The organism is Alcanivorax jadensis T9 (assembly GCF_000756655.1).
In the GTDB taxonomy this organism is placed as follows: Bacteria; Pseudomonadota; Gammaproteobacteria; order Pseudomonadales; family Alcanivoracaceae; genus Alcanivorax; species Alcanivorax jadensis.
In genome coordinates this window covers 229,300-244,829 of the sequence record NZ_ARXU01000005.1, presented here as the reverse complement: position 1 = coordinate 244,829, position 15,530 = coordinate 229,300, and the positions used below count along the sequence as shown (strand labels likewise).

Annotated in this window: 10 protein-coding genes and 1 pseudogene; 3 read left to right on the top strand and 8 right to left on the bottom strand. The window is 59.7% G+C overall.

What is annotated here, in order from left to right; genetic code table 11:
* From T9A_RS09230 to nirB, 6 genes and pseudogenes are all read right to left on the bottom strand, one after another.
* Positions 1-1,111 (bottom strand): annotated as a pseudogene (locus T9A_RS09230) (hypothetical protein); the annotation flags it as partial.
* A gap of 180 nt (positions 1,112-1,291) precedes the next feature.
* A complete protein-coding gene (locus T9A_RS09225; RefSeq protein ID WP_035247383.1) occupies positions 1,292-2,305 on the bottom strand; it encodes an alpha/beta hydrolase in 1,014 nt (337 codons plus the stop codon).
* 312 nt (positions 2,306-2,617) lie between these two features.
* Entirely contained in the window at positions 2,618-5,230 is a 2,613-nt protein-coding gene (locus T9A_RS09220; RefSeq protein ID WP_035247380.1) for a nitrate reductase, read from the bottom strand.
* A complete protein-coding gene (locus T9A_RS09215) occupies positions 5,227-6,459 on the bottom strand; it encodes an NAD(P)/FAD-dependent oxidoreductase (RefSeq protein WP_052042714.1) in 1,233 nt (410 codons plus the stop codon). Before T9A_RS09215 ends, T9A_RS09220 begins: the two co-directional genes overlap by 4 nt.
* 22 nt (positions 6,460-6,481) lie before the next feature.
* Complete coding sequence (gene nirD, locus T9A_RS09210) at positions 6,482-6,826, bottom strand: nitrite reductase small subunit NirD (protein WP_035247378.1); 345 nt, start codon at positions 6,824-6,826, stop codon at positions 6,482-6,484.
* 2 nt (positions 6,827-6,828) lie between these two features.
* Positions 6,829-9,357 carry a nitrite reductase large subunit NirB gene (nirB, locus tag T9A_RS09205; protein ID WP_035247375.1) on the bottom strand — a complete coding sequence of 843 codons (2,529 nt, stop codon included), beginning with the start codon at positions 9,355-9,357 and terminating at the stop codon, positions 6,829-6,831.
* Between the two features lie 322 nt (positions 9,358-9,679).
* Here nirB and T9A_RS09200 point away from each other — a divergent pair, with 322 nt between their 5' ends.
* Both T9A_RS09200 and T9A_RS09195 read left to right on the top strand, forming a co-directional pair.
* Positions 9,680-11,149 (top strand): NarK family nitrate/nitrite MFS transporter, encoded by a 1,470-nt coding sequence (locus tag T9A_RS09200; protein ID WP_035247372.1) that lies wholly within the window; start codon positions 9,680-9,682, stop codon positions 11,147-11,149.
* A 35-nt stretch (positions 11,150-11,184) separates the two neighbouring features.
* Positions 11,185-12,897 carry a bifunctional protein-serine/threonine kinase/phosphatase gene (locus T9A_RS09195; RefSeq protein WP_052042712.1) on the top strand — a complete coding sequence of 571 codons (1,713 nt, stop codon included), beginning with the start codon at positions 11,185-11,187 and terminating at the stop codon, positions 12,895-12,897.
* A gap of 129 nt (positions 12,898-13,026) precedes the next feature.
* Here the strand turns inward: T9A_RS09195 and T9A_RS09190 are convergent, their stop codons facing one another.
* The gene (locus tag T9A_RS09190) at positions 13,027-13,578 is read right to left on the bottom strand and encodes a DUF1285 domain-containing protein (RefSeq protein ID WP_035247370.1); all 552 of its coding nucleotides are present in this window, start codon (positions 13,576-13,578) and stop codon (positions 13,027-13,029) included.
* Entirely contained in the window at positions 13,575-14,210 is a 636-nt protein-coding gene (locus T9A_RS09185) for a TetR/AcrR family transcriptional regulator (RefSeq protein WP_084573453.1), read from the bottom strand. The genes T9A_RS09190 and T9A_RS09185 overlap by 4 nt, the downstream gene beginning before the upstream one ends.
* 209 nt (positions 14,211-14,419) lie before the next feature.
* On the opposite strand from T9A_RS09185, the gene T9A_RS09180 reads away from it, so the two are divergent.
* Entirely contained in the window at positions 14,420-15,526 is a 1,107-nt protein-coding gene (locus T9A_RS09180; protein ID WP_035247367.1) for an aminotransferase class V-fold PLP-dependent enzyme, read from the top strand.
* The last annotated feature ends 4 nt before the right edge of the window (positions 15,527-15,530 follow it).

The window sequence follows — 15,530 nt, the reverse complement described above, 5'->3', positions numbered from 1 at the left end:
CCGGGGCAAAGCCACCGGCTGCTTCAGAGAAACAGGCTGCGGGATCGATCGGGCTGTTCGCCGCGGCTTCCGGGCACAGTTGCTCGGTCAGCGGGTTGGAGCCCAGCAGCAGGTCCTGCACGTCCTGGAAGTTACCGCCAGCTTCCGCCAGGCAGTCGATCGGTGTGGATGGGCCGAGGTCCGCCATGGCGGTTTCCGGGCAGAACTGCTCAAGGGCAGGGGCGAACGGATTGCTACCGCCGTCGCCTCCACCGCCGCCGCCATCACCACCACCTGGAATGCCACCGCCCATCAGGGCTTCAGCAAAACACTGGGGAGGATCAATTCGGCCATCCGCATTATCTTCAGGACAAATCTGCTCGGTCAGAGGATTACTGGCGGTGAGCATATCGTAAATGTCTACGTAGGCACGGCTGGCTTCGTTAAGGCAGTTGACAGGCGTTTCCGGGCCCACCTCCTGTTCGCCGGTTTCCGGGCAAAGCTGAGCAAGCAGCTGGTCAGAACCGGGGAGACCGCCATCACCACCAGGCAAGTCGCCACCGCCGCCAACGGCTTCCGTAAAGCAGGCTGCCGGATCAATCGGGCTATTCGCCGCCGCTTCCGGACACAGTTGTTCGGTCAGCGGGTTGGAGCCACCGATCATGTCGCCGATGTTCTGGAAGTTACCGGCTGCTTCCTGCAGACAGGCCGCCGGGAAGGTGGCGGAGCCATCAAAGGAAGTATCGGTATCGTAGATGAAATCCTGATCCAGCATTTCACCATTGAAAGTGAGCGTGGCATCGAATACCTCTGCCGCTTCCGGGCAGAACTGCTGTACTACCGGATTCAGTGACAGCTCGTAGCCGGTATCTTCCTCTGCAGCGTCCTCGCTTTCATCCAGGCAGGCTTCCGGGTCAACGGAACCGTCCTCCCCGGCATCGCCGGACGCACCGGGACACAAGGCATCGGTTAACTCGTTCTGATCGTCGATAATCTCTGCGATTTCCGGAGGCAGGGCGCGGGCCGCCGGGCTGGATTCGGCAGGCGTTGAGCTGCTGCCTCCACCGCCACAGGCCGTCAGCAATGCCGCCAGGGCGCTGCTGCCTACCAGAAGTTTGAATTGATTAGCCAAGATGAACCCCTCCATCGTACTTTGTCGTCATTATGGTCTCCGAACGGAGACTGGCATCACCGACTATGGAAGGGATGTGCAATCTGCTGTAGAGCAAGGAAGTTGGCCAACTGTAATCAAGCGTAGCCAGCGTTACGGAACCGTGTCTGAACTCCGATCAAGGCTACTTTTGATAACAATTTACCCTTTGCCTGCGGAATCCAGCCTGCCAACCACGGTTGCCCGTGCGCGGACATGACGGTCTCGATCGCGATCACTGAGATGACCATGCACAAAGGCGCCGATTTCCTGCAGGGCCAGGCCGGCCTCGGGGAGCCAGGCCGCCAGGGCATGAAATACATGGGGCATACGATCCCAGACCTGCAATTGGCAATCCGCGCCCGCTTTTTCTGCCTGCTCGGCAATGCGCACCGCATCGCTGTAAAGCAGTTCGTTGCTGCCCACCTGCACCAGCAACGGTGGCAGGCCGGTGAAGTCGGCAAAGACCGGTGAAATCATCGGAGAGGCCGGATCATAACCCTGACTGTATGACGCGGAGACAAATTTTAGTGCGCCCAGGGGAATCAGAGGCTCTTTGTCTGCATTGTCACGGATACTGTCGCCAGAGCATGTCAGGTCACCCCAGGGGCTGATCAGCACTGCCGATGAGGGCAACGGCAGTTTCAGTTCCCGCAACCGCAGCATGGTGACCAGCGCCAAATTTCCACCGGCGGAATCTCCGGCAAAGACGATATGCTCACTGCTGTAACCGGTATCCAGCAATGCCTTGTAGGCCCGAACCGCATCTTCCAGCGGTGCGGGGTACGCCCAGTCCGGCGGTTGCCGGTAATCCAGCGCCAACACCTTGGCACGGCAGTAATGACTGAGTCGCCAAGTGACAGCCCGATGGGAACGAGGCGAACCAAAAAAGTAGGCGCCGCCGTGGAAGTACAGCACCACCCGGTTGCTGCGCACCCGCCGCCCGGTGATCAACCATTCTCCAGGTACCCCGCCCACCTGGGCCCGTGAGATATGCACGTCGGAGGGCACCGGCAATGCCAGCGTGACGGCGTCGAAACCCAGCTGGGAAAATTTCATGAAACGGCGGGAAAATTTCAGCCGGCTGATTACTGGCTTGACCATGCCCCTGCCCACCGTATTGATGGCCCTGCCCTGCCAGCTTAATGCTGGATAATGTTTCTTGTTGTTCTTCATGGGTTGCGCCGCATAGAAACCGTTGCTTGGAGACTAAGCGTTGATCGGGATACGGGCAAGGTGACAGGGAAAAGCCTGTTTAACCACAGAGGACACAGAGAGCACAGAGAGCACAGAGAGCACAGAGAGCACAGAGATAAAACAAGTAGCTCTTCGCCATGCAAGCATAGCTCCCACAAAAGAAGGGGTGGTCCATATGTAGGGTGGATTAGCAGCAGACGTAATCCTCCATGGCCAGGTTGGGAATTGGTGGGTTACGCCTGCGGCTAACCCACCCTACGTTTTGATCATTGTTTGAAGGAACCTCAAACGTCAAACGCTGCAGGTTTCCAGCAGGCCGCGCAGTTCCGGAATGCAGGAGCCACAGTTGGTGCCGGCCTGGCAGCATTTACCGATGGCTTCCACGCTGTCGGCGCCCTCTTCCACTGTCGCTTCGATGGTCTTCTGACGTACCTGGAAGCAACTGCAAATCACCGGCCCCAGGTCTGGGCCGGCATCCACCGGCTGCCCGGCGAGCAACGCCAGGTGCTGGGTGTCCGCCTCGTCGGCGAAACAGTTTGCCAGCCACTCCACGTCGCATAACGGCAGCTCCTCGCCGATGGCCAGCCAGGCCAGCAGGCGCCCTTCGCTGTCCAGAGCCGCGCGGCGAAAATGCCCGGTAGCGGGATCGTTCAGTGCCAGCCACTGGGCGGCTTCGGGCATCCAGTCGTGAAGCTGTTGTTCGGTTAGGTCCGCATCGCCGGCCAGCCGATAACGTTGTACCTGGCCCGTCTGCAAAAATGCATCAACGGGAACTCGGGCCCAGTACTCCACGGCAGGAGGGGGTGCCACCGTGAACAACCAGCCATGCCAGCGGGGTTGCCAGTCGCTGACGTTGACCGGCGTATGCTTGAACGCCGGCTGGCCGGAATGCGGATCCAGACGTGCCGGTACCAGGGCATCCACCCGGGCACGGCGAGAAAACTGATCGGTCCAGTGCATGGGCATGAACGCAGTGCCGGGGCGTTGCCCGGCATCACTGGTTACCCGCACCAGGGCGTCACCGACCTTGCTGGCAAGGCGCACGAAACCGCCCTCCTTCAGTCGGTAACGCTCAATGTCCTTGGGGTGCAACGCGGCAAAGGGTTCACTCAGGTGGGCAAACAGACGCCCGGCGCGACCGGTGCGTGTCATGGTGTGCCACTGGTCACGAATACGGCCGCTGTTGAGAATGATCGGGAAGGCATCGCCGATCTGACGCACCCTGGGATTCTCGCAGGCAACAAACCGGCCACGGCCATTCGGTGTGGCGAAGCATCCGTCACCAAAGCAGCGAGGGTCCCCTTGCAGCGGCCACTGTTGCGGCTGCCACTGCTCATACTGGTCGGCGCTCAGGTCCGCAGCAGCGGTCATATCCAGCCGCCTGCCAAATCTGCCCGCCAATGCGGTGAGCGCCGAGTACTCTGCAAAAATCTCGTGTTCGTGCTGATAGGGAAACGCGGAGGCGTAGCCCATGCGACGGGCCACTTCGGTAACAATCCACCAGTCCCCTTTTGCGTTGCCGGGGGCTTTCACAAAAGGACGCTGGCGCGATACACAGCGTTCGGAGTTGGTCACCATGCCGGATTTTTCACCCCAGCCCAGCGCGGGCAGACGGATATCGGCACAGGCCAGGGTGTCGCCGCTGGCCACGCAGTCGGACACCACCACGGTGTCGCAGGCCATCAGTGCATGCCGCACCCGGTCCGCTTCTGGCAGGGAATCCACCGGATTTGTGGCCATGATCCATACCGCTTTTACCTGACCGCTTTCCACCGCATTAAACAGGTCCACAGCGGTGAGGCCGTTTTCTTTCGCCAGAGATTCGGTCTGCCAGAAATCCGCCACGGCGGCATGGTGTTCCGGATTATCGATATCCAGGTGCACGGCAAGCTGGTTGGCCAACCCACCCACTTCACGCCCGCCCATGGCATTGGGCTGACCGGTAATGGAAAACGGGCTGGCGCCGGGCTTGCCCACCCGGCCGGTGGCCAGATGGGCGTTGATGATGGCGTTGCCCTGATCAGAACCGTTGCGGGCCTGATTCACGCCCTGGGAAAATACGGTAACGGTACGCTCGCAGGCGGCAAACCAGTGATAGAAGGTGGTCAGATCTACCTTGCTCACGCCCATCTGCTCGGCCAGCGCGTCCCAATCATTTCCCTGCTGACGCGCCGTGTTCAAAGTGGCGTCGAAACCGTCGGTATGGGCATCGATATAATCCTGGTCCAGCGCGCCGTGATCATCCAGCCAGGTGAGCAGACCATTGAACAAGGGCACATCCTGCCCCGGGCGAATGGCCAGGTGCAGATCGGCCAGATCACAGGTGGCGGTGCGGCGGGGATCAATGACCACCACTTTCATGTCCGGACGCGCCTGTTTGGCGGCGGCAATACGCTGATAGACGATGGGGTGCGCCCAGGCGGTATTGGAACCGGTGAGAATCACCAGGTCCGCCAGCTCCAGATCTTCATAGCAGCCGGGCACCACGTCTTCGCCAAAGGCGCGCTTGTGGGCCACAACCGCGCTGCTCATGCACAGACGGGAATTGGTATCGATATTGGCGCTGCCAATAAACCCTTTCATCAGTTTATTGGCCACGTAATAGTCTTCGGTGAGCAACTGGCCGGACACATAGAAAGCCACCGCATCCGGGCCGTGTTCATCGACGATGCGGCGGAACCGGTCGGCCACTTCATCCAGGGCATAATCCCAGGGGACTACCTGCCCATTCACTTCAGGCTGCAACAGGCGATCCTGATCGCCCAGGGTTTCCAGTACCGAGGACCCTTTCACACACAGGCGCCCGGCATTGGCCGGGTGCTGCTTGTCACCCTGCAGCTGGACGCCGTCGGTTTTGATGCCACAGCCCACGCCGCAGTAAGGACAGGTAGTGCAAATACTCATGCGGCAACTTCCCTCTGCTGGTCGCCACCATCGCCGGGCAGATTGCAGAAGGCTTCACCCAGTAACAGGGTGGCGCGTACCGCACTGATGTCGGTCTGGTTCCGCCATAGGTTTTCAAAGAAAGCGCTGTCGCCCACATCGCCGTACAACACCATGCCAACGATGCGGTTGTCACGGATCTGCAGCCGCCGGTAACTGCCGGGCAACTCCAGCTGCAGGGTGTCGCCATCGTCGGAGAAATCCCCAAAGGACACCAGATCAATACCGGAAATTTTCAACCGGGTGGCGGTGTCCGCATACAGGTAACGCCGATGCCCCAGCTCGGCCAGATGGCTGGCACACACTGACGCCTGCTCATACAGGGGCGCCACCAGGCCGAAGGTACGCTGGCGATGCTCCACGCATTCACCGATGGCATAGATGGCCGGGTCGAAGGTTTGCAGGGTGTCGTCCACGCGGATGCCCTGATTGACGGTGAGGCCAGCTTGGGCGGCCAGCTCGGTGCGCGGCACGATACCCACCGCCTGCACCACATAGTCGGCAGGCAGTCGGTGTCCGTCGCCCAGGTGTACGGCAGCGACACCGCCGTGACCGTTATCTTCGATGGATTGGGTGCGCGCCTGCATGGCGAATTTCAGGCCCCGGGCTTCCAGATCCTGTTGCAGGCGATGGCCTGCCGCTTTATCCAGTTGCTGGTTAAGCAGGTGCCCGCGGCTGTGTACCAGAGTCACATCGTGCCCCTGTTTCACCAGCGCATCGGCTGCCTCCAATCCCAGAAAGCCACCACCCACGACCACTACTCGGGCAGCCGGCAGCGACAATAATGTCCTCACGTCATGCAGGTCCCGAAAACTCATGACGCCTTGCAATGCCACGCCGTCCACCGGTAACTGGCGCGGGGCCGCGCCGGTGGCCAGCAGCAGGCGATCATAGCCGAGCACGTGACCCGCCGCGGTGATCACCTGACGACGATGACGGTGAATCTCCACCACCGGGGAACCGGTAATCAAACGAATATCCCGGTCGCGATACCACTGGTGGGGATAGGTGGTAATGGTCTGTTCGTCGGTGCCGCCGCCCAGCAAGGGCGACAGCATGACCCGGTTGTAACCGGCAAAGGGCTCCTCCCCTACCACCGTGATCTGATAGAGATCCGGCGCCAGGCGGGTGAGCTCTTCCAGCAGGCGGCACGCCGCCATGCCGTTACCAATTACCACCAGTCGCTTCATTACTACATCGCCCTTGCGGTATTCAGGCCGGGACGGCCAGTTTGATCAGGTCGCCTTCCACCTGTACCGGATACACCGTGAGGGAGACGGCTTCGTCTTCCAGGCACTGGCCGGTTTCCAGATCGAAGTGCTGCTTGTAGATCGGCGAAGCCACCACTCGCTTGTCGCCCATCGAGCCGAGGATGCCCCGGCTTAGCACATTGGCCTGGCTGAACGGATCGCGGTTATCCAGGGCGTAGAGGCTGCCATCGCTGGTGCGGAACAGGGCCGCCTGGCGACCGGGCAGGCGCACGCCTACCCCGGTGCCCGGCAGCACATCATCAAGCTTGCACACGGCTTTCCATTGCACGGCTACGGAACTGTTCATGCTTATGCCTCCTCGACCAGTTCGATACGTTCATGTTCAAAGGCCGGACGACGCTGCCCGCGCTCGCGCACGTATTTCAGGTTGTCGTCGGCGCTGTCATCGTTGACGAAATGCTTGAAGCGTTTCAGCGCTTCATCGTCTTCGATGGTGGTCTTCCACTCACACTGGTAGGTGTCGATCACATGTGCCATTTCCGCTTCCAGCTCGGCACCGATGCCCAGGGAATCGTCCAGAATTACCTGCTTGAGGTAATCCAGACCGCCTTCCAGGTTTTCCAGCCAGACGCTGGTGCGCTGCAGGCGATCGGCAGTCTTGATGTAGAACATCAGGAAGCGATCCACGGTCTTGATCAGCTGTTCGTCGGTGAGATCCGAAGCAAACAGATCCGCATGGCGGGGGCGCATGCCGCCGTTACCGCAGACATACAGGTTCCAGCCTTTCTCGGTGGCGATGACGCCCACATCCTTGCTCTGCGCTTCGGCACACTCTCGGGTACAGCCACTGACGGCCATCTTGATCTTGTGTGGGCTACGCAAGCCCTTGTAACGCTCTTCCACCTGAATGGCGGTGCCTACGGAATCCTTCACCCCGTAGCGGCACCAGGTGGAACCGACACAGGATTTCACGGTACGCAGGGACTTGCCGTAGGCATGGCCGGTTTCAAAACCGGCATCCACCAGGGTGCGCCAGATATCCGGCAGCTGCTCAACGCGGGCACCGAACAGATCCACCCGCTGACCGCCGGTGATCTTGGTGTAAAGGTCGTATTTCTTGGCCACTTCGCCTAGCACGATGAGTTTGTCCGGGGTGATTTCACCGCCGGCCACACGGGGTACCACAGAATAGGTGCCGTCCCGCTGCAGGTTGCCCAGGAAGTAGTCGTTGGTGTCCTGCAGGCCCGCGTGGGGCTTGTTCAGCACATAGTCATTCCAGCAGGATGCCAACACCGAGGCCGCGGTGGGTTTGCAGATATCACAACCTTCACCGCTGCCGTGTTTTTCCAGCAGCTCATCAAAGGTGGTGATCTGCCCTACCCGTACCAGGTGATAGATTTCCTGGCGGGAATAGGGAAAGTGCTCGCAGAGGTGGTTGTTCACTTCCACGCCACGTTTTTCCAGTTCGCTGTCCAGCACCTGTTTCACCAGCGCCGAACAACCACCACAGGTAGCCGAAGCCTTGGTGCAGGATTTCAGATCACCCACGGTCATGGCGCCATCATCAATGGCGGCACACAGGTCGCCCTTGGAGACGTTATTACAGGAACAGATCTGGGCGGTATCGGGCAGAGCATCGGCGCCCAGCAGGGGCGCACCATCGGAAACCGGGGCGACCAGTGCCGCCGGATCACCAGGCAGGTCCATCTCGTTCAGGCACAGCTGCAGCAGGTTGCCGTAATCATTGGCATCGCCTACCAGCACGGCGCCCAGCAGTTTCTTGCCACATTCGCTGATCACCGCCTTCTTGTAGATGCCGACGGTCTGATCCATGAACACGGTACTGCGTGAACCCGGAGTGTTGCCGTGGGCATCACCGATGGACGCCACGTCCACGCCCATCAGTTTCAGCTTGGTGCTCATGTCCGCGCCCAGGAATTGTTTTTCCTGTTTGCCCATCAGGTGCTCGGCGGCGATCTCCGCCATCTGGTAACCCGGCGCCACCAGACCGAAGATGCGGCCTTCCCACAACGCCACTTCACCGATGGCATAAATGCTGTCATCCGAGGTGACACAGTGGTTGTTCACCACGACACCGCCACGCTCGCCCAGCTCTAGCTCACAGGCGCGGGCCAGTTCGTCCTGGGGACGGATGCCAGCGGAGAACACGATCACATCGGTTTCCAGGTAATTGTCTTCACCGAAGTTCATCCGGTGTTTGCAGGTTTCACCGTCAACAATGTCTTTGGTGCCGGTGCTGGTGTGCACGGTGACACCTAATTCCTGAATCTTGTCCTTGAGCAGGCCGCCACCAAAGTCGTCCACCTGGACAGCCATCAGACGCGGGGCAAATTCCACCACATGGGTTTGCAGGCCCAGATCATGCAAAGCCTTGGCTGCCTCAAGACCCAGCAGGCCGCCCCCCACAACGGTGCCCACTTTGCCGTCTTTACTGGCAGCAATCATGGCATCCAGATCATCGATGGTGCGGTACACAAAACAGTTGTCTCGATCATTACCGGGAATCGGCGGCACGAACGGATAAGACCCGGTGGCCAGTACCAGCTTGTCGTAGTTCAGCGTTTCACCGGTGTTGGTAGTAACGGTGCGCGCACCACGATCAATGACATCCGCCTTGGTATTCAGCTTCAGGGTAATGTCGTGCTCGGCGAAGAACCCTTCAGGCACCAGCGACAGGTCGTCGGCGGTCTTGCCGGAAAAGTAGCTGGTTAGCCCCACGCGGTCATAGGCCGGCAGTGACTCGGCGCACAGTACGGTAATGTCGAAGTGCTCGCGGCCACCCTGGGCCACCAGAGACTCTAGATAACGTTGGCCCACCATGCCGTGGCCAATAAGTAGAAGTTGTTGCTTTGCCATAAGGCTCACCCTCGCGGTGCATAACTGACACCCATCACTGAGCAAGGCCTGTGCCAACTTGCTAACTCATTATTTTTAATAGATTTATTTTGTTTTTTCGGCAATAACCACAGAACTCCTGCTTTCTTTTAATGCGTTCGTGCACGAGAAAAATGCATTTTTTCGTGCACCGCGATGACCCATAAACGCTCCCGATTTGCGCACGGTTATTGCCCTTCTCTCGATTTCTCTCCGTTTAATCCATTGAAAACAGTCACTTATCAAGGTGGCACAGGAGTTGCCTAGACCACCCTGTCGTTAACCGCCCATGCATGGAGAAGTCATGAGCGATCAAAAGCTGAATCTGTTGAATCTTTCCGCGCCACGCATCCGCCTGTTACACCTGAGCTGGCTGGCGTTCTTTATTACCTTTGTTGTGTGGTTTTCCCATGCGCCATTAATGGGGCATTTGCGCGAAGCCTTCGACCTCACCCCGGAACAGATAAAGGCGTTGCTGATTCTCAACGTGGCGCTGACCATTCCGGCCCGGGTGGTGATCGGTTCCCTGGTGGATCGCTTTGGCCCCCGGCTGGTGTTTGGCTCACTGCTGATGCTTGCCGCCCTCCCCTGTTGGGCGTTTGCGCTTTCCACTACCTATGAACAACTGGCGGTGACCCGTCTGCTGATGGGCTTTGTGGGTGCCGGTTTCGTGGTGGGCATACGCCTGATCAGCGAATGGTTCCCGGCCCGGGAAGTGGGCCTGGCGGAAGGTGTCTATGGTGGCTGGGGCAACTTCGGCTCTGCTGCCGCGGCGATTACCCTGCCTTCACTGGCTCTCTTTTACGGCGGCGATGACGGCTGGCGCTGGGCCATTGCCACCACCGGCGCCGTTTCCTTTCTCTACGGGATTTTCTTCCTGTGGCGGGCACGCAACACGCCCCAGGGCGCGTCCTATTTCAAGCCGAAGAAAGCCAGCGCGCTGGAAGTGAGCACCAGGAAAGACCTGTTCTTCTACCTGGCCATGAGCCTGCCTTTGTATATCGCCCTGCTGGTGATCGTCTGGCGCCTGGGGCCCACCAATCTTAATCTGTTCGGCCAGACCACACAGATTCTGTTGGCCGCACTGATTATCAGCCTGGCGGTGGTACAGCTTGGTCAGGCCTGGCGAGTAAACCGTGAACACCTGAAAGAAGGGGTTCCCGAGCACGACCGCTACAGCTTCAAGCAGGTAGCCATTCTGGATCTGGCGTATATGGTGACCTTCGGCTCCGAGCTGGCGGTGGTGTCCATGCTGCCACTGTTCTTTACCGATACCTTTACCCTGTCGGCAGTCACTGGCGGCCTGCTGGCCTCCGGCTATGCCTTCATGAATCTGGTGGCTCGCCCCGGTGGTGGCTGGGTCTCCGACAAGTTCGGACGCAAGAAATCATTGGCGATTCTGCTCTGCGGTCTGATGGTGGGTTACGGCCTGATGAGCCAGATAGGCAGTAGCTGGCCCATTGCCCTGGCGGTGATTGCCACCATGTGCTGTTCTTTCTTTGTGCAGGCTGGCGAGGGGGCGGTATTCGCCACCGTGCCGCTGATCAAGCGACGCCTTACCGGTCAGATCGCCGGCATGGTGGGCGCCTACGGTAACGCCGGTGCGGTGATCTTCCTGACCGTGCTGACCTTTGTGGACCCGTCCACCTTCTTCCTGGTGATTGCCGCCAGCGCTGCCGTGGCCCTGGCCGCCGTGCAGTTCCTGGATGAACCCAAAGGGCACATTGCGGAAATTGATGAGAAAGGCGACGTTCAGCTCATCGAGGTGGGCTGAGTGTTTTCGGCAGGTCATACACAGGAGCTTTGATCATGGATGTTGCCAACGTCACGACCGAGGACTCGGCCATTGCCCCCGAGCCGGACCTGCACCCGCAGGTTCGCATCGGCCAGTACAGCGATGCCGGGCCCAAGCTGCACAACCAGGATGCGCTGGCTATGCAGATTCCTGATGGCCCATTGCTGCGTACCAAGGGCATCGTTGCCGCCCTGGCTGATGGGCTGTCCAGTGCCGGTGCAGCCCGGGAGGCAGCGGAATCCTGTGTGCTCGGATTTATCAACGACTACTATGCAACGCCATCGCTATGGAGTGTGCCCCGCTCCGCACAGCGGGTACTGGAAGCCCTGAACCGCTGGCTGTGCCGGCAGACACTGGCCGGGGAAAGCCACCTGTGCACCTTGTCCCTGCTGATACTGCGCTCGCGTACCGCCCACCTGTTCCAGGTAGGCGATTCGCGTATCTGGCGACTGCGTAATGAACGCCTGGAATGCCTCACCCGCGACCACAGCCGCATGATCGGCGGCGACCGCCAGGTACTCACCCGGGTCATGGGCGGCGACACCCGACTGGATGTGGACTACAGCCGCAGTGATTTGCAGGTGGGCGATGTATTTCTGCTCACCAGCGATGGCGTGCATGGTTTCCTGTCCCGTTCGCGCATGCAGGGCATAGTGCGTGCCAGTTACCAACCGGAAATGGCTGCCCGCAGTCTGGTGGAAGCGGCCCTGGCCAGCGGCAGCGATGACAACCTGAGCTGTCAGGTGCTGCAGGTGGATGGCCTGCCCGACGCCAGCGCCGACGAAGCCCTGCGCCAGCGCGGCAGCCTGCCCCTGCCCCCGCCACTGAGCCCGGGGGTCCGGGTTGACGGTTTCACCGTACAGCGGGAGCTGTATGCCAGTGTGCGTAGCCACCTGTATCTGGTGGAGGATGAAAACGGCACGCAATCGGTACTCAAGACACCGTCGGTGAATCTGGAAGACGACCGGGACGCGCTGGAGCGGTTTGTCATGGAAGGGTGGGTCGGTCAGCGCCTGCGTAATGCCCACCTGCTACGCACCCTGCCCCAGCCGGACAATCCCAGCTGCCTGTATCAGCATCTGGAGTTCATCGACGGCGTGACGCTGCAACAGTGGCTGAAGGAACACCCTGATGTGGCGGTGGAAGAAAAACTGTATCTGGCGGATCAGCTACTCAACGGTATCCGCGCCCTGCACCGCGCCGATGTGATCCACGGCGACCTGAAGCCGGACAACATCATGGTGGATACCGACGGGCTGGTCCGCATCGTGGATTTCGGCAGTTGCCATTGCCGGGGCATGGAGCAGCACAATGCGGGCATTCCCCTCGGCACCCGGGATTACAGCGCTCCGGAACTGCTGGATGGCGCTGCCCCCAGCGAACAGAGTGATCTGTTTTCCGCGGCGGTGATCATCCATGAAATGCTCACCGGTTCGCTGCCGTGGCAGGGCCGCTACGAAAAATCCGCCCATCGCCCCCTGCCGCCACTGCAGAGACACAACGCGTTCGTCCCGCTGTGGATCAACAACGTGCTGCAGCTAGCCTTGCAACATCAACCCAAACAACGCTTCACCGACGCCGCCGAATTCCGCGACGCCCTGCGCCGCCCGATGCGCAGCAGCAAGCCGGCCATCGACAACGACATCCGGCAACTGCGCATCTGGAAAGGGATCAGTATTGTGCTCGGGGTGTTGTTGTTGATTAGCATTACAATGAGGGGAAATTGATAATTGAGAATGGATAATTGATAACTTCGCGAGAAACTCCTTCGCATCTTAACGCAAAGAGGCCGCGCCCAATGTTGAGCGCGGCCTCTTTGCTTGAAACCCAGAATAACCCTGATCGCGCGTTATCAATTATCCCAGGCTTCCCAACTCAAAGCGCTGACCATCGCTCTCCACAAACAGCTTCCCATTTTCCTCAAACGCCCAGTCCACCAGCTGATAGAACGCGGAGCGCCCGATAAGGGCTTCCAGGTTTTCGCGGACCAGCAGATACGGGGACGGCTCGTCGGTTTGTGGGTCGGTTTCCACGCGTAAGGGGTGCTTGTCACCGGCCACCACGTGGCTGCCCACATTGGTGGTGAAGACCAGTTTGTTCACCCCGCCCTCTTCCAGGCGCTGCACTTCCACCGCCACAAAAGGGGCATCGTCCACCTGGATGCGCAGCTTTTCCACCGGGGTGATCAGGAAGTAGTCATCGCCTTCGCGCAACAGGATGGTGGAGAACAACGCCACCATGCGTTCACGCTGGATGGGGGAATTCTGGTAGTACCAGGTGCCATCCCGGGCGATCCGCATGTCGATATCCGCATGCCGCTCCGGCTTCCACTGGTGCACCGGCGGCAGGCCGCTTTCATCCTTGCCTGCCTTTTCCAGTAATGCCAGCAGTTCCTCCGCCTGTTTCATCGTGGCCCCCGTTGCCCCTTGTTGCCCATGCGAATGCCGATCTCGATCAGGAAATGCAGGAAGTCATCCTTGTCGTCGATCAGCTTCTGGTAGAACGGGGATTCCATCAGGGCCACCGCACCATGAGCCAGCGCCCAGGCGGAGCAGATGTGATAGATCGGGTCCACGTCTTCCAGTGAGCCTTCGGCAATACGCGCCTTGACGATATCGGTGAGGCGGGCAAAGTTGGCTTCGCGAATGCGATGCAGCTTGTCCACCAGTTCCGGCAGGGCATGGTCCTTGATCACCTTGTTCTCAAGGCGGTCGAACAACTGGTAACGCTTGGGATCGGAGATCCGGAAACGGAAGTATTCCCGTGCCAGCCGTTCCTTGTCATCGCCGCCGGAGATGGTCTGGAATACCTCGGCAAGATCCTCCTCATAACGGAGCATCAACAGCAGATAAATCTCGTTCTTGGTCTCGAAATGCTTGTAGATGGTGCCTTTGCCGATACCGACCCGGTCAGCAATCATTTCCACGGTCACACGGTCTTCGCCCTCTTCCAGGAACAGCTCAAGGGCCGCATCCAGAATCTGGCGCTCCCGTTGACGAAATTCCTGCGCCTTGCGCGTGGCTTTTTCCAGGTCACCCATCTATTTCTCCTTAAGCCCGGCATAACGGACGTGAACCAGGACTGAACAGTCGCAATTCTAACGTATTCCCTTTTTATAAGCATGCAGCAGGGTTCACGATGCAATTGCTGCTATGGTAAATAACGCGGCCACGGCGCTATATACTTGCCACCACACCCTGCCGCGTTGCAACTTGTAGCTTGAAGCTTGTAGCTGTTAATGGAGACATCATGGCCCACCCGGAATTTCCCCACCGTGAAGACCTGCTTTATCTCAACCACGCTGCGGTGGCTCCCTGGCCCGCCCGTAGCCGCGATGCGGTCGCGGAATTCGCTCGCCAGAATTGTGAGATCGGTGCCCGTGATTACCCCCATTGGCTGAAAGTGGAACAGCGCCTGCGCGAGCGGCTTTCCTGGCTGATTGGCGGGGTCAGTATTGATGAAATCGCCCTGCTGAAAAACACCTCAGAAGGACTGTCTGTGATTGCCCAGGGTATTGACTGGCAGGCCGGCGACCAGATCGTGATCAGCGATCAGGAGTTCCCCTCCAACCGTATCCCCTGGGAAGCTTTGGCGGATCAGGGCGTGGAAGTGATCGCCGTAAGCCTGGATACGCCTGAACCGGAACAGGCGGTGATCGATGCGCTGGGACCTCGAACACGACTGGTGTCCCTGTCCGCAGTGCAATACGGCACCGGCCTGCTGATGGACATGGCGCCCATTGGCGCCGCCTGCAGGGAACGAGAGATCCTGTTTTGTGTGGACGCCATCCAGATCCTCGGCGCCCTGCCCTTTTCCGCGGAACAGGCCAAGGCGGATTTTGTGGTGGCCGACGGTCACAAGTGGATGCTGGGCCCGGAGGGGCTGGCATTGTTCTACTGCCGCCAGGCGGTACAGGACAAGCTGACCCTGCGCCAGCACGGCTGGCATATGGTGGCCAATGCCGGCAACTACACCACCACCGACTGGCAAGTGGCCAATAATGCCCGTCGTTTCGAATGCGGCAGCCCCAACATGCTCGGCGCTCATGCCCTGGAGGCATCCCTGTCCCTGCTGGAAGAGGAAGGCATGGCGCAAGTCGCCGAGGCCCTGCAGGATCGCGTCCAGCGGCTGATCGACGGCCTGCGGGAACGGGGAGCCACTCTGCTCAGCCCGGTGGACCGGCAGCGTCGGGCCGGAATTGTTACCTTTACCCTGCCTGATGAAACGCCGGCAGACACCTTTCAGCGTTTACGACAGGCTGGCGTGGTCTGTGCAGAACGGGGTGGCGGGGTCCGTTTTTCGCCGCATTTCTATACTGACCATTCGGTCATCGACCGGGCCCTGGCCCTGTTGTAAGCTC

Excerpts from the sequence above, each read along its gene's own strand:
- nirD (WP_035247378.1), bottom strand. The coding sequence starts at position 6,826 with ATGAACAGTTCCGTAGCCGTGCAATGGAAAGCCGTGTGCAAGCTTGAT.
- T9A_RS09220 (WP_035247380.1), bottom strand. The coding sequence starts at position 5,230 with ATGAGTATTTGCACTACCTGTCCTTACTGCGGCGTGGGCTGTGGCATC.
- T9A_RS09195 (WP_052042712.1), top strand. The coding sequence starts at position 11,185 with ATGGATGTTGCCAACGTCACGACCGAGGACTCGGCCATTGCCCCCGAG.
- nirB (WP_035247375.1), bottom strand. The coding sequence starts at position 9,357 with ATGGCAAAGCAACAACTTCTACTTATTGGCCACGGCATGGTGGGCCAA.
- T9A_RS09200 (WP_035247372.1), top strand. The coding sequence starts at position 9,680 with ATGAGCGATCAAAAGCTGAATCTGTTGAATCTTTCCGCGCCACGCATC.
- T9A_RS09185 (WP_084573453.1), bottom strand. The coding sequence starts at position 14,210 with ATGGGTGACCTGGAAAAAGCCACGCGCAAGGCGCAGGAATTTCGTCAA.
- T9A_RS09225 (WP_035247383.1), bottom strand. The coding sequence starts at position 2,305 with ATGAAGAACAACAAGAAACATTATCCAGCATTAAGCTGGCAGGGCAGG.
- T9A_RS09180 (WP_035247367.1), top strand. The coding sequence starts at position 14,420 with ATGGCCCACCCGGAATTTCCCCACCGTGAAGACCTGCTTTATCTCAAC.
- T9A_RS09190 (WP_035247370.1), bottom strand. The coding sequence starts at position 13,578 with ATGAAACAGGCGGAGGAACTGCTGGCATTACTGGAAAAGGCAGGCAAG.
- T9A_RS09215 (WP_052042714.1), bottom strand. The coding sequence starts at position 6,459 with ATGAAGCGACTGGTGGTAATTGGTAACGGCATGGCGGCGTGCCGCCTG.